Here is a 15,034-nt window from a genome sequence, read left to right on the forward strand (position 1 = left end):
CTGGAGAGAAAGGCATGATTGATGGAATTGACTAGCTTGTTTTGCTATATAAGAATCAGGATGAATCTATGAAAGCATTTCTTGAAAGTACCTTGTTTATTTCTCCGGAAGCTGTTCAATTAAGGAATCAAGAAATGATTGCTCTCTATGCGATGAATCGCTTGAACTAGCCAAAGAATTAGTTGATTTATCCTGAGGGAATTTTCAGCAACGAAATTACTTTCATGATGTGAGCGCTTTTGGACACAACACAATCAATAGCCTCAAATTTTACACCTCTCTAAAATCAAATTCTGGAAGCCCTATTTTTCGTAACGAGAAATGGGATTTCCAGGGTTTAGTGTAAGGCCTAGGGCTGCTACTACTCATCATATTTGGGGTTAATGAACTATATCCACTGCTATTGATGTCTTGTACTAAACTGCCAATACCGTTGCTATCTACTTGCCATGGCGATCGCCTCAATTTTCACCAAAACTGGGAAGATCCCAGAACTAATGTCGTATCTGTAGCCAACTAATCCTATGGCGCAACGTCCAGGGCCGAAAGGCTCGCTACAACCTCGACTGGAGTCTGCATTCATGCCCACCTGCGGCGATCGCCCCCGACCGGGAACGTTGCTATAAAGCCTTCTCAAACAGGAACTCGATATGGGTTTTGAGCGACATCTGGGTGCATCAGATTAATCGACGACCACGCAGACGCCGGCATCTGTTCTGACAACTAACAAACTCAAAGAAAAACCACGCTAGCCAGGGGTACGCCTCTGGCCTTTTTGTTGAAAGGCGATCGCCTCTTCCCCACTAACTCCCAGCCATTCTATGATTTACGATAATGTCTCTATCGGAAGGAGCGCACTTCGAAACTCAGGTTCTCTTGCAACGATGGAGCGATCGCTATGAGCAAAACCACGCTGAGATGGACGATGTTGTGCAGTATTATCTTTCCTTGGGGCAAAATTGGTGTTTATTCCATTCGAATTTCTAGAAATTGTCGCGAAGGGATTGCAAGTTCTGACTCAACTGCAAGAGACCTTTGCGAGTCCAAGTTTTTACAGTGCCCAGTGGAGCATCCAGAAATTGAGCAATTTCTGCCTGACTTAAATCTTCAAAATAGCTCAGCTCCAGAACTCGCCGCTGCATTAATTTGGTGTGTTGGCTTAGAATCTGAAAAATGCATAAGTGAACTCCTTGTGAATTGCCTTGAGATAGAATTAGTGAGCTATAGCACGATTTGCAAGGATTGAAAGGCTTATCATGCAGCGATCGGATTCGCTTCAATCAATTGCGTCTCGCTAGCTTCAAAAGGATCTAACGGTGTTGAATGAGAAAGATAAACACTGGATGATTCTTGATGAGCCAATTGCTTATCTTTACTGAGAGGATAGTGGAACGTGATTGCTGTATTGTTAGAACACCATTCCAATTCAGGTTGCGTCAATTTTGTCAGTAGAATGGTTAGCGTACTCTCAGGAATTTGCAGCACTTGAGCAAGGCAATCGATCCTGATAGGATAGCCCCACTCTGTATCATGTCCAGTTGCTTCTGCTGCTAAATCCTGCCAAGCATCAAACATCGCTAATACACAAGCACAATAGTTGACAGTATGAGCAGATGTATGGCGATATCGAGTTGCTTTTTAGTCTGGTACATCTTTTTCATGATTGTGATTCCTATGATTAAGTAAATGTAGGTTTGAGTCCAACTGGATGATCGTTTTGCTCATGTCTTTGTTGGTTGCTTGGATTACATTTACAACCATAAGCTAGAACTCAATGAGGGTCAGCCCTGGTAAAGCGAGGAGATCGGCAAGCAGAAAGCGAGGAAAAGCGAGGTCGGTAACTTTCTGTTGAGGTAAAAGGCCAAATGATTCCTAAATCTGAAAAAATCTTTCGACTCTTCAATCCCCATAATCCAACCGTTATACCCAAATCTTCTAATTGGAGTAGCCGTCACCACGCTATCGGGTACTGGTTTCTCACTCCTGATCCAGCTTATGTGCCTCTAAGCGGTCTGATAAATTTTCTGGAAGCTGATCTACTTCCGTTTGCATTGATTTTGGCAGCATAACGGGACGCGACCCGGCAACCACTACTGCGATCGTGCTGGATGCCCTGGAAAAAACGGGGCAATGGAAAATTTTTACAATCCCTGAGAAGCAACACACCTATTTTGCCTTCGTAAGCGGCAATTTGTTTCCATCAACCTCGACGGTGTCCTCGGATGAAAGAAAGTGCACGACGACCTTCGCTGTGACGGTGTGCTGGACGCCATCATGCTCAAGGCTGCCCTCAAGAGTGATATCGTGCGGAAGGATGCGCGACTTGCTAGCCACTTCTTTCCCATCTATCAATAACTTGAGAGTCTTGTTCCAGTTGTTACGCACTAGTTCGATGCTGTGCCCTTCATATGTACCAATATAGTGATCTCCTGTGATAGCCATAAATGCGTCATCCTGCCTGCAAGTGGCTTACCTACAAAATGTTATAGAGTTTACGTGTTGAAGCTGCCAGATCTGAGTATCTCAAATCGTGACTTTTCTGTAATTCTTCATTATTGCAATTCTTCTCTTTTTATCTTTTTTGAGATAAATTGAATTAGCTCCTGCAATTTTGGGTACCCAGGTTTTAGTAGGCCTGAGCAACTCTAATCGCCGCTTGCCAGCCCTCAGCGTCCTCCACCACCCAGGCAGCAGCGTCCGTTCCCTCGGGGGTCTGAAACCGCACGTAGAGGAGTTTACGTCCCAGAATCCGTTTCCCTAAATGGGCATTGACTAGGCGCACCTGCATGATCTGCGGCAGCGGAATACTAATATTACCCCGTGGAGCAAATTGACTGAACCACAGTTCCTCCGGAGTCAGAACCAGTACGCCGTTGCCGCGAATTTGTCCCCGACCCCGGGATTCTAAGCCAAAGAAATTCGCCGTCATTTCTGATCGCAGGATTTGTTGTGTGGGAAAGCGGGCTTGCATGCGTTCCCGTCCTGTGGTCTCCAGTTGCCGCGAGAGTAGGGTGAAAAACAGTGCTAGCAAACCTCCAACACCGATAATGATTCCAACTGTAATCAATAGTTCCAGCGTTGAATCGTTCATAGGATCATGCCATTCTCTAACGTCAAAGTTAACGTGCTCCGCTGTTGCTAGGTCTCTATGACTCGGCTGATTCAGCGGCTGCTTGGCAATCTGGCAGCGGCGAAACGCGTAAGATGGATCAACCGTGCCAGCAGCACAGGCAATGCTGAGATAGAAGCAATCGTCACTGCAGGCTAGATCCTGAGAGCAAAAATGTTCCTGGGTAATCACGACTTCTACTGGAGTACAGGAAACTTCCACAATTGCTCGATCAATCATTATCTCGCGCTGTAGTTGTGGAAGCATTTGGTATCTAACGGGCAACGGTATGAGTGATGTGATGTTTTGGAGCTGAGAAGGAGTAACGTTTGTCGTTTTGCTAAGAATGAGAGTGTTCATGGGAGCGAGTAAGGTATTTGTCATTCGTTGTTAGCTATTAGTGATTAATAATCAGTGGTTAGTAGACTACTAACAATTAACAACCCCTCAGGCCGCTTGAAAAACGTTAGCTGTATTACTCAACCATTGCAGATGTTGGGGCAAGAGTTGGGCTAAGTTGTAATGGTGCAAAATTGTTTGTCTTGCTTGCTCCCGTACATCGATGAATTGAGCCCGATGATCCAGCACCTCATCGACGCGGTCAGCGATCGCAGTGGGTGAAAAGAAATCAACCAATAATCCATTGCTGCCGTCTATAATCACTTCTCTAACAGGCTCGGTATTAGAACCAATGACTAAACATCCTGTTGCCATTGCTTCCAACATGGACCAGGACAACACAAACGGACGGGTGAGATAAATATGAGCAGACGAAGCTTGTAATACTTGAAGGTACTGATTGTAGGGAAGAGAGCCCGTGAAATGAAGACGATCGCGATCTAGAACCAGGCTATCCAACATCAACTGCTTATAGGTTTTACCGTCTGGCAACGCCTTACCGTAAACCACCCGATCATCTCCGACGACCACCACATGGCAGTTGGGTCGACGTGCCTGAATTAATGCCACTGCTTCCATAAATTGGGGAAAGCCCCGGTAAGGCTCCATGCCACGTGTGGAGTAGGTCACCACTTCATCAACGGTTGAAAGATCAAGGCCAATCGTAGGTAGCCTAAGCTTTGCACCTGCTTTGGGCCGAAAGAATGCGGTATCGACGCCATCATGACGCACCGTAATTTTGCTGTGAAATTCTGTTGGGAACTGCTGCCGTTGCCAGGACGTTGGCGATAGGCCGTAATCGCAACTGTAGAGATCCATCAGAATCGGCGCGTTTTTCATCCGAATTCGAGCTTCGGCATCGGCATCCAGTGGATCGGCGGGATCAAAATCTGCATCGCTACCATGAGCATGATAGAACCATTCAAAATAGCAACAGAGTTTGCTTTGCGGAAACAGATCTTTAATAAAGAGTCCCGGTCCCCAACCGGAATGGGCATACACAACATCAGGGATGAAGCCTGCTGCTTTTAATTGTTGTAAACTTCGATAAGCTGCCTGTCCCTGTAGTACTGCACTTTCCAGCGATCGTACATAATGATGAGTCTGCGGATGCACAGGACGCGATTCTTGGTAAATGACTTTATGAACACCCGGAATTCTTCCTTCATGACGGCTCGTTGCAAAGACAACTTGATTGCGTGGATCTTTGCCTAAAACAGTTGCTAGATGGCGAAACTGGGCAGGGAAATTGGAGTGCAAGAATAAGATACGCATCAGAGCTTTCCGTTTTACTAGGGTTGTGGGGTGTCAAGGATCGAACCTAGAATCAGGCAGAGGAGTCAACCACAAGAGCGATAATGTCGCCCTTGTGGTCAATTGCGGTGTCAGGGGTTGCAGAGCCTAGCCATATTTAGCCCTGCGGGTGTAAACGCTAGAGCGAACTACCGGAACAGTAGCTATTGAATTCGCTGACGAGAGCTGTTTCCTGGCTCTGACCTGCCTGAATGGTATTCAGTGCTTGTTTCATTGCTGGCAGGTCTTTTTTCTCGATTGCGGCCGCCTCATCACGCAGTCCTTGATCAGCAGATTTATAAAGTTCCACAAAACGAGTTTGGAATCCTTGCAGTTTCTCGTCACTCAACGTTATCGCTTGCATATCGTTACTCAGTTGATCAAGCTGACCAGCCATATCCATCAAGAGGCTGGGATCTGAACTGGATTCCGCTTTTTGGCCAAACTCTTGACCAAGTGTGGCAGCTTGATTAGCAACAGCGGTCATTTTATTGCACTGTGCAACTTTAGTCTCGCTACAGCTAACGAAGGATACGCTCAGACCAAGCGTAAGCGAGATTACGCTGATGCGTTGTAATGTTAGATTCATGATTGTCTCCAGTGATTTGATAGAATTAAACGCTCAATAGCAAATATTTCGTAACTGAAGTCTGTGTTTCCTTGGAGAATTGACAGAAGGAACTGTGGAAAAGAAACGCGATCGCACTTCAGTAGGGAGGATCTAAGGAGCGATCGCAGCACTTGAAAAAGTACTCAAGTTAACACGATAAAAATCAATTCAACAGACTTGCCCACAGCTCAATACCAGAGAGTGTCTTGGCTCATGATGTAACCACTGCCGGAAACATCTTGCAGAACAGCAATCAGGTCACCATTCAGGTAGATCCCGGTGTCTAGGGCAGATGTTCCAACGCCATAATTCGCAACTCCCCCGGTGTACAAGTTGCTTCCTCTCATGACCAGCTTATCTCCCTCGTAGTTCTTGAAGTCAGCGATCAGCGCATAACTATCACCTAGATAGTTGTATCCATAGAATTCAGATCCTAAGTAGAACTGATCAGCTCCACTACCACCCACCAGGGTGTCAAACTGACCGATGCCACCATCACCGTAATCGAAACCCACAAGCATATCGTTGCCAGCTCCGCCAAGGAGGAAGTCGCTGCCACCTCCAGCGTAAAGAACATCGTCATCGTCCCCTCCATCAAGGTAATCGTTACCAGCTTCACTCAAGAGAACATCACGGCCAAATTCGCCATAGAGAATGTCGTGATCATCGCCGCCGAAAAGGGTATCGTGACCGAAGGAGCCATACAAGAAATCGCTTCCATACTCGCCGTAGAGGATGTCGTTGCCAGCATAGCCGTCAAGGGTGTCGTTGCCAGTCCACCCATACAAGGTATCGTCCCCATAACCACCGAAAATGGAATCGTTGCCACCCCATCCATAGAAGAAATCGTTGCCGTCTCCTCCATTCAGATAATCGTTGCCGTCTCCCCCATCTAGCCCGTCGTTGCCATCGCCGCCAAAGAGGGTGTCGTTACCATAGCCGCCTTCAAGATAGTCGTGGCCAGAGTAACCAATTAAGGAATCGTTACCATCACCTCCATAAAGGGAGTCATTGCTATTTGTTCCATAGAGGGTATCGTCGTAGTATGTACCGTACTTCTTGGCCATTGAACTTTTTCCTTCTCAGTAAGTAGTTGAGGTTTATAGGGTTTAGATGGATGGTTTTGGTTTGCAACCCGGAGAAGACTTCTGAGCTGCAATGAACCGTGAATGTATCGATCGAGGTTATGGAAACACCTTGAATTTGTAGCCGTAACGTATCTCTCTCATGCAACAATGCGTTAATAGGCAAAGCGTTACCAGACAAGCGTCTGGTTTCTTGATCGGTTTAATGAGGCGATCGCCATTGGCAAACTAACTTGTTGTCAACGGCTTCTCAGTGGGCGGATAACTCTGTCTTACTGGGTTCACTTCCGATATGTGCAACGGATTGTGCTGCTGAAGAATCTATTGCAATGACATGAGGTGTTGCGGAATAAATTTTGGAAATCATGGTGCTTCTCTTTGTGAAGAGTGACTAAGCGTGATCAACCGTCCAGTTCAGAGCGAGTTGTCCGCTCAGACGACGTTGTTCTCCATCTCGCAAGGGATGATAGCGCGCACCCTGGGCATCCCGGAACAGTTGTTCAATGCCCTTGGAGCGGTAGAAGGCAGTGCCGCCTGTTGCTTCCATGGCCAGGTCTACCACGTTTAGGACAGCACGAGCGACCAAGGCTCGACCCGTCATAATCTGGTTTGTGGTTTCCAATCCGGGTTGGCTAGAGGCAGCAACTGCGATGATGTGATTGAGTGCTAGATGAGCTGCGGTGAGTTCGTTTTCTAAACCACCAACCAAATAGGTAAGATGACTATCCTGTGGGCGCTTTTTAACCTGCTCAAGGGTGCGATCGCGAGCTGCTTGAGCAACGCCAACATACACCGAGTAAACCAACGGAAAGGCAATCATCGAGATGGTATGAAACAATGGATGCCATTTCCCTTGCGGACGCTTACCGGCAATGCTGGCATCCGCAACAAATACATTGGAGAGGATAATGTCATGAGAACCGGTACTGCGCATTCCTAGCGCTCTCCAGGTTGACTCGATCGCCACTCCTGATGCAGACATGGGAACGGCAAAATGTAAGACGGTTGCGCCTGCATCTGGATCATCGTAAATCGCGCTGGTCATCAGCAAATCGCCAACTGGTGCGCCACTGGCAAACACCTTGCGGGCATTAATCACAAAACCACCTTCTACCCGTTCAGCCTGCCCTGAACCTTCCAGCCAATCCGAACCCCCACTACTGAGGATAATGATGTTCTCGTTGGCAACGCGTCTGAGTAAACCTTCGACAGGGGCGTTTTGATGTTCCCATCGCCAGGCAGCCGTTGCTACTTGATGAGTGTGCATGGCAAACGCGAGTGCCGTTGAACCGCAGTGTTGACCCAGGTTATACAGGACTTCGCAAAGCTCAGAATGGTTTAATCCAGCACCACCGAATGCTTGTGGCACACCCAGCGACACAAATCCATGTGCTTTTAAGTCAGCATAATTCTCAAAGACGAAGCGATCGCTCTCATCCATGTGTTGGGATCGTTCAGCAAACTGCATCCCTAACTGTTGAACCAGTTCCAACCAATGAGTTTTAGAGGATGAATCGTGATAAGTAATAAGCATTACAGTTCTCCGGAAGAAATGGGTTATTTTGGGCAGTTCATGGCAAATCAGCAGAGCCCATGCCTACGGTTCGTTGCCCCGTTGGCAAATAGGATTTTCCAAACTTGAAAAAGCTTTTTTTGAGACTTAAGCCTGTAATGTTTGGAGGCTTTAAAACACTTGAATGATAAATTGTAGAAATACTCTCCTAAGAGCAGAAACTCTTTTTGCAATTCATCCATTTCATAGTTTTATTGATGCCTTGTTGTGTTTTTTGAACTCTATGTTTATGACTATAATTTGTGATTTTATATATGTCGTTACAGAAAAGGTCTGGAGTTAGCATTAACAAAAGCTCCTCTATCTCTTGCTTGGCTAAGATTTCTTCGCAAATTACTGATTCTTCACCCGATCGCACAGCCCTCCTCACCCATCTGGGGGATACTCTCAAGAGGCTGAAAATCACCTAAAATCACCCAAAGCTATACTCTGACAGTGGTCGTTAAAAGTGTGAGAAAAAACCTCTAAAAAAACTGAAGTTCTGGAAAGTTCAGTTATTGGTCGCCTCATGTTGATAAAGCAGTTGGATGTCAAAATATTCATAAATTGCCAATAGATAGAAGTTCATAATTTTGCGTCAGAAAAAACGTTATAGAAAGATTGCGGAGGTAAAACAACCTGATAGAATTTGGTACATTTCTAGTTGAGCCAACGTATAACTAGGTACACGATTGATGAACGTGGAGAAGGGATTTGAAGTCGCCAATGCGATCGTCGTGGCAAAAACTAGGCGACGGCTTAGTCCTGTTGAAATTGCAATCTTAAGTGGCTCATGGCAAGGGCAAACCTATGAAGAAATTGCCAGGAGTACTAACTACGCTGCCAGTTACTTGAAACGATATGCAGGACCGAAACTCTGGCAACTACTTTCTGATGTACTCGGTGAAGAGGTCAGCAAGACTAACTTCCGAGCTTCGCTAGAACATTACTGGCGGCAAGGTAACCAAGAAGTTGGAGAAGTCGCTAGAGAACTAGAGAACCAACAAGCTAGAACACAAGAAGCTGGAAAACAGGTTAGTGAAGATAGGGTAGATTTTTTCACGACTGTTCCCTGTGTTGATTGGGGTGAAGCGCCGGATGTTTCCCACTTCTATGGGCGCACCTCAGAACTGGACACCCTGAAACAGCGGATTTTGCAAGACCGTTGCCGCTTAGTGAACATTTTGGGCATGGGTGGTATTGGCAAAAGTGCCTTGTCGGTCAAGTTTGCTGAGGAAATTCAGGATCAGTTTACCCATGTAATTTGGCGATCGCTCCGCAACGCCCCACCCCTTGAGACCTTACTGGGTGATTTGGTACCGTTCTTATCGAATCAACAGGAAACCAAACTGGGATTGAGCCAACTACTCAACTGCCTGAGGCACTCTCGTTGCTTAATCATTCTCGATAATTTAGAAACGATATTGGATGCCAGGCAAGTTGGACAATTCCGCAGTGGGTTTGAAGCCTACGGGGAATTAGTGAAGGCTGTTGCAGAAGCGAGACATCAAAGTTGCCTGGTGTTAACGAGCCGTGAGAAACCTGCAGAGATTGTCATCCTGGAGGGGGAGCAATCAGCAGTGCGATCGATGAAACTTGACGGTTCCCCAGAGGCAGCACAGTTCATTATTCAAGCCAAGCAATTAATCGGCACAGCCGCACAGAAACACTTATTAGCTGAGCATTATAGTAACAGCCCATTGGCGCTGAAAATTGTTGCGACCTCAATTCAAGAATTGTTCGATAGCCATATTGAAGATTTCCTGCAAGAGGATACGCTGGTTTTTAACGGAATTCGACGGTTGCTGGATCAGCAGTTCAGTCGCCTGTCTGCTCTAGAGCAAAGCATTATGTATTGGTTAGCCATTCATCGAGAGTGGACTGGAATCGCCGAATTACAAACCGATATTGTTCCGGTTATCCGCAAAGATCAATTACTGGAAAGTTTAGAATCTTTGAGATTTCGGTGTTTGATCGAACAACAGGGATCGTGCTTTACCCAGCAGCCTGTGGTGATGGAATACGTGACTGAGAAGCTCCTGACCATTGCACAACATGAAATTGAGCAGCAAACATTGCAGATCTTAAAAACTCACGCGTTACTCAAAGCGGAGGCGGTAGACTACATTCGTGAAAGCCAGAGACAATTAATCTTAGAACCGTTGATGGGCCGGCTGATGACACAGTTGGGTAATGGTGATGCGATCGAGTATCATCTCCGGCAACTGATCCGTCAATGTCAGCAAGCATCCGTGCAGCGTCCCCAAGGGGAGATCGCTCCACCAGACGATTATGTAGCAGGTAATCTGTTGAACCTCCTCAGTCATCTGAAAGCGGATTTAACCGGAGCCGATCTGTCAGGTTTGACACTACGGCAGGCGGATTTAACCGATACGCCGCTGCATCAGGTGAATCTGTCGAATACCCACTTAAGTCACACCCGGTTTGCCGAATCTATCACTGACATTTTAGGCGTAGCGGTCAGCTCTGATGGTACTTTGGTGGCGATGACAGGCTTGAATGGGATGGTGTTTCTCTACGATCTCAGAACTGGGCAGTGGGTGAATTCTTGGTCAGCCCATCAAGGCTGGACGTTGATGGTTGTCTTTACAGCAGATGGCAAAACCTTCTTTACGGGAAGCCATGACCAACGGATCGCGCAATGGGATGTAGCAACTGGGCAATGCCTCCATCAATGGCAGACAGATAGCCCAGTTTGGCGTTTGGCACTCAGTGCAGATGGACAATGGCTCGCTAGTGGTCACGAGGATCAGACTGCTCGGCTTTGGCACCTTCAGACGAAGCAACAACTCAAGGTGCTCAATCATCCAGGGTCGGTCCGAGGTTTAGCATTTCATCCCCAAACCCATCATCTGGCAACAGGTGGTAGCGATCACACAATCGCACTGTGGGATTGTGCAACCGGAGAATGTTTAGTGACCTTTGTCGGACATAAAAACATAATCTGGGACGTAAGTTTCAGCTCTAGAGGTAATTATCTAGCCAGTGCAAGTTCGGATGGGTCTGTGAAACTCTGGAATAGCAAAACTGGAGAATGCCTGCACACACTGCAAGCCGACTTTGAACCGAGCAATCGCACTCAGATCCAACAAGTCAATCGAGTGCGGTTTAGCCCCGACGATCGCCTCCTTGCTTGTGCTTGCCATGACTCGACGGTGCGTCTGTGGGATGTCGCGAGTGGGAAGTTGCTCCGCACGCTGCAAGGGCATCGAGCTGGGATTTGGTCACTGGCGTTTAGTCCGCAGGGAGACACCTTAATTAGCGGCGGTGAGTCCGCACAGGTAAAAATTTGGCAGGTGGAATCGGGGCGCTGTATGAGAACGTTGCAGGGCGAGCCATCGGGTCACCATACCATTGCCTTAAATCCGATCGGCACTTTACTGGTAAGCGGTGGTGATGATGCGCAACTCCGGCTTTGGTCAGTCGCAACTGGAACATGCTTGCGGTCATTTGCAGGCCATGGAATGAAGATTATGACGAGTGCGGTTCATCCTGAGGCGGAGCGCATTGTCACGGGTGGTTTGGAGGGGTTAGTCAAACTGTGGGATTTTCAGGGGCATTGTTTACACACCTTCAAAGCCCATGAGAGCTGGATTTTTGGGGTGATCTTTCATCCCACCCAACCCCTGGTTGCCAGTTGTGGAGTTGATTCGACAATTCGCTTTTGGTGTATGAAAACTGGAAATCCAGTACATACGGTTGTGCTGCCAGAAGGCTCAACTTGTGTATTGACGATCGCATTCCACCCGCACGGGCAAATCTTTGCCAGTGGTAGTGATGATGGCTTAGTGCGATTGTGGGATGATACCTCTAAAACCGTGTTGCGAGAATTGTCGGGTCATACGGCTTATCCCTGGTGCTTGACGTTTCATCCGCAAGGAGAACTGCTTGCCAGCGGCGCACACGACGGAACCGTGAAACTTTGGGAGGTCAGTTCTGGGAACTGCGTGGCGACCTTCAGCGAGTTGTCTGGCGTGCCGATGTCGGTCAGCTTTAGCCCGGATGGAGAGTTGCTGGCAGTGGGGTGCGATCGCACCATCTACATCTGGGATGTCTCCACACGCCAATGTGTGAAGCAACTGGAAGGACATAGCAATGTTGTGTCCTCAGTGGTGTTCCATCCCAATCGAAGCTCTACGTTGATCAGTGCAAGTTACGACGAAACCATTCGCTTTTGGGATATCGAAGCCGGTGAATGTCTGAAAATTTTGCGTCCCGAGCGGCTCTATGAAGGCATGAACATTCAGGGAGTGACAGGTTTAAGCAACGGCCAGAAAGCCGTATTAGAACAGTTGGGAGCGATCGAAGAGAATTTTCAGAATGGCCTGTCCGAAATATAGAAGGGAAAGAAAAAGGACGGTGGAACAGAGTTTTTGGTTTTGTCGCAAGAATTTTTAATGACGAGTGCTCCATATCATTTGTTCCTACTGCCAAGGTGTTTTTGTTGAGGCATGGGCGATCGCTCAGTCCTTGCGTTCTACCGTATCTACAACCCTTTAAATCTGCCAAGTATTTATACTTATTGCAATTAAGTCATAGATAAAATTCAATAGTCTAAAGGCTTTCTATAGATTTCTTCCTGGCTCAGTCCATGAATCCCTATTCGCCAGGTCCGCAAAGTAGCCTCTCTCACTGGTTCACCCGCTATCATGAAGCTTGTGCCGCGATCGCCCGATATGTAGCCAGCATGTCAATAGATGACCCGGAGCTACAACAACTGATTGTTCAATGGCGATCTATTCAGCAAGAGCGCAGCCAGGGTGAGTAAGACGTCCTGTTCTTGTTTTTTGTTAGCAATTTTGTTTGGTTTTGGTGGAGAGCGATCGCCCTATAGCCTTCCCAGCCAGAGGTATAGCAGAAAATGCTTAGGTCGGTTTACTCTGTTTGCACAAGCTTTCCCTGTGTTTTTTAAAGCTTAAGTTCGAGCCCTATTCCTTCTATTCGTTCATTAGGAGGCAAGTTCTTGCAAGACCTAACGTGGCTTATTAACCTTCCTCCAGCAGCGCGGGAATGACTTTAGCTGGCTAGCTGCTCTTCCTCCTCAGAACCGCAAAACGTCTGGTTTTGTGGATTGTTACCTGAATTCCTTGGCAGCTCCTCGCCTACCCGACGATGAATTTTACATGCGTGGGTGGAATGAAGCTCAGATGTTAGGCATTAGAGCAGGAGACAATCAGTTGAGGAATTCTCTCCTCTCTTCCCAGGAATCAGGCTGTGGGCTTTGACGCAGCTGATTCCAGGTTTAGTATGGCTTTGAAAATCCCAATGACCACTGCCTTTTGTTGTAATATTCCTTATCAATACTCTGGACAGTTTTTCTGAAACCGTTGATTTTGCGTGCGCGAAGCGCACGCAAAATCAACGGTTTCAGAAAAACTGTCCGAACTAATGCTTATGCAGCCGAACTCAGCTTGATTGAACGTTGAGGGTGAGTAGCAAAGTAGTAGAATCCCCCAATATTTTCGCGGGTTTTTGCCGTAGCAATATGGTTTAGGGGATGGGATGATGACAATTAAGACAATATTTAACGGGATTAGCTTGCTCGGTCATACGGGTGAGCTTTTTATTAGGCACCGTACTCGAAAAAACGGACCGATGGTGCCCGCTACGGTGAGTCATTTGGTGAGGCGATCGCCATCCACCCTCAGTTATGTTGCAAAAACTGGTGAGTGGTAAGGAGATTTCTGAGAAACAATATCCCCATTATTTGGAAAAAAGGCGCGGCGAAGCCGCGCCTTTTTCCAAATAATGGGGAAGTTCTTATCTGGAAATCTTCTAAGGTAAATGGTCCTGAGGTCTGCCGAACCATTCGCTTGCACACGGACCGTAGTCGTTTTTTTGTTGAGTTCGAGGGATTACCAGCGGCGGGTGAAGCGGAACGTCAGCTGGCTTTGTTTCTGGGTGAAGGCAGTCCCTTGAAGTTATCGTTTAATCGCTTAGAATTAGCTTGCAGGGTTTGTAGCAACTGATATGGAAGAATATCTAAAAGCTAGTGAAGTTATTGATTGGCAACATCTCGAAGTCGTTGAGCTTGCCAAACAAATTGCATCAGGGCATCAAACATCAACGGCGATCGCAAAAGCATGCTTCGAGTGGGTGCGAGATGAAATTCATCACAGCGTTGACTATCAAATGAACCCTGTAACTTGTCGCGCTTCTGATGTTCTTAAATACAAAACCGGTTATTGCTATGCTAAGAGCCATTTGCTAGCAGCATTACTACGGGCAAACCGGATTCCCACAGGATTTTGCTATCAGCGGTTGAGTATTGATGATAAAGGTGCCCCATACAGCCTACATGGCTTCAACGCTATCTACCTACCTGAACTTGGTTGGTATCGCGTTGATGCAAGGGGCAACAAAGAAGGAGTGAATGCTCAATTTTCTCCTCCTCAAGAACAGCTAGCGTTTGAGATTCAGTTTCCTCAAGAGGCGGATTTTCACGCAATTCTTTCTGAGCCACTTCGGATCGTCGTAGAGGCGTTACAAGCACAAGCTACGTGGGACGGCATGCTTCAGAATCTTCCAGACATTTCGTTGGAGTCTGCAAAGGATTATGGTCTTGTGATGGATAGTGAGCAGGTACCAGTCAGCTAACAATATGCTCTGGAGCCGACGGGGTCAAGAAATTTGGGTAAGTATTTGCTTTGTTTCCTAATTGACGATACATCGATTTGCCCAAAGTGCTCCAATCCTGCTGCAACTGCCGCTTGCACCTGAGCCTCGTCGGTAATATCGAGGCTGAGCGTCAATACATTTGGGTTCGACTCGAATTGACTCAGATCAGTCTTTTTGCGGGCGGTTGCAATTAATTGGTCTCCTGCTGCCAAAACGGCTTTCGCGATTTCGGCACCAATTCCACGAGAAGCACCTGTAATGAACCATGTTTTCTGAGTCATCTGTCTATCTCCTTTATTGCCTTATTCTTGCATTGCCTTTTGGCATGGGTTCATCATAGGTTTTAG

General features: G+C 47.0%; 13 protein-coding genes. 4 read left to right on the top strand and 9 right to left on the bottom strand.

Features of this window, described 5'->3' with window-relative positions; genetic code table 11:
- Positions 1 to 983: 983 nt before the first annotated feature.
- Positions 984 to 1,142, bottom strand: a complete 159-nt coding sequence (locus H6F91_RS21930; protein WP_190771790.1) for a sigma factor-like helix-turn-helix DNA-binding protein — start codon at positions 1,140 to 1,142, stop codon at positions 984 to 986.
- A 112-nt stretch (positions 1,143 to 1,254) separates the two neighbouring features.
- Complete coding sequence (locus H6F91_RS21935; RefSeq protein ID WP_190771791.1) at positions 1,255 to 1,575, bottom strand: hypothetical protein; 321 nt, start codon at positions 1,573 to 1,575, stop codon at positions 1,255 to 1,257.
- A 290-nt stretch (positions 1,576 to 1,865) separates the two neighbouring features.
- On the opposite strand from H6F91_RS21935, the gene H6F91_RS21940 reads away from it, so the two are divergent.
- On the top strand, positions 1,866 to 2,069 hold the full coding sequence (locus tag H6F91_RS21940; RefSeq protein ID WP_190771792.1) for a hypothetical protein: 204 nt from the start codon (positions 1,866 to 1,868) through the stop codon (positions 2,067 to 2,069).
- A 97-nt stretch (positions 2,070 to 2,166) separates the two neighbouring features.
- Here H6F91_RS21940 and H6F91_RS21945 read toward each other — a convergent pair whose 3' ends face one another.
- The 6 genes from H6F91_RS21945 to H6F91_RS21970 form a co-directional block, all read right to left on the bottom strand.
- Positions 2,167 to 2,442, bottom strand: a complete 276-nt coding sequence (locus tag H6F91_RS21945) for a hypothetical protein (RefSeq protein WP_190771793.1) — start codon at positions 2,440 to 2,442, stop codon at positions 2,167 to 2,169.
- Between the two features lie 184 nt (positions 2,443 to 2,626).
- Positions 2,627 to 3,349: a hypothetical protein gene (locus tag H6F91_RS21950; protein ID WP_190771794.1), complete on the bottom strand. Its 723-nt coding sequence runs from the start codon at positions 3,347 to 3,349 to the stop codon at positions 2,627 to 2,629.
- A 207-nt stretch (positions 3,350 to 3,556) separates the two neighbouring features.
- Positions 3,557 to 4,783: a glycosyltransferase family 4 protein gene (locus tag H6F91_RS21955; protein ID WP_190771795.1), complete on the bottom strand. Its 1,227-nt coding sequence runs from the start codon at positions 4,781 to 4,783 to the stop codon at positions 3,557 to 3,559.
- Positions 4,784 to 4,940: 157 nt separating this feature from the next.
- A complete protein-coding gene (locus tag H6F91_RS21960) occupies positions 4,941 to 5,390 on the bottom strand; it encodes a hypothetical protein (protein WP_190771796.1) in 450 nt (149 codons plus the stop codon).
- A 209-nt stretch (positions 5,391 to 5,599) separates the two neighbouring features.
- Positions 5,600 to 6,478: a calcium-binding protein gene (locus H6F91_RS21965; protein ID WP_190771797.1), complete on the bottom strand. Its 879-nt coding sequence runs from the start codon at positions 6,476 to 6,478 to the stop codon at positions 5,600 to 5,602.
- A gap of 409 nt (positions 6,479 to 6,887) precedes the next feature.
- Positions 6,888 to 8,030 (bottom strand): acyl-CoA dehydrogenase family protein, encoded by a 1,143-nt coding sequence (locus tag H6F91_RS21970; RefSeq protein ID WP_190771798.1) that lies wholly within the window; start codon positions 8,028 to 8,030, stop codon positions 6,888 to 6,890.
- Between the two features lie 713 nt (positions 8,031 to 8,743).
- On the opposite strand from H6F91_RS21970, the gene H6F91_RS21975 reads away from it, so the two are divergent.
- The 3 genes from H6F91_RS21975 to H6F91_RS21985 all read left to right on the top strand — a co-directional run bounded on the left by H6F91_RS21975 (position 8,744) and on the right by H6F91_RS21985 (position 14,666).
- Entirely contained in the window at positions 8,744 to 12,409 is a 3,666-nt protein-coding gene (locus H6F91_RS21975; RefSeq protein WP_190771799.1) for an NB-ARC domain-containing protein, read from the top strand.
- Positions 12,410 to 12,660: 251 nt separating this feature from the next.
- Positions 12,661 to 12,837 (top strand): hypothetical protein, encoded by a 177-nt coding sequence (locus H6F91_RS21980; protein ID WP_190771800.1) that lies wholly within the window; start codon positions 12,661 to 12,663, stop codon positions 12,835 to 12,837.
- A gap of 1,202 nt (positions 12,838 to 14,039) precedes the next feature.
- Positions 14,040 to 14,666 (top strand): transglutaminase family protein, encoded by a 627-nt coding sequence (locus H6F91_RS21985; RefSeq protein ID WP_190772537.1) that lies wholly within the window; start codon positions 14,040 to 14,042, stop codon positions 14,664 to 14,666.
- Here H6F91_RS21985 and H6F91_RS21990 read toward each other — a convergent pair.
- Positions 14,663 to 14,968, bottom strand: a complete 306-nt coding sequence (locus tag H6F91_RS21990; protein WP_199307985.1) for an SDR family NAD(P)-dependent oxidoreductase — start codon at positions 14,966 to 14,968, stop codon at positions 14,663 to 14,665. The genes H6F91_RS21985 and H6F91_RS21990 overlap by 4 nt on opposite strands.
- Positions 14,969 to 15,034: the final 66 nt, after the last annotated feature.

Origin of the sequence: Leptolyngbya sp. FACHB-8 (assembly GCF_014695575.1) — a bacterium.
GTDB lineage: Bacteria > Cyanobacteriota > Cyanobacteriia > Elainellales > Elainellaceae > Vacuolonema.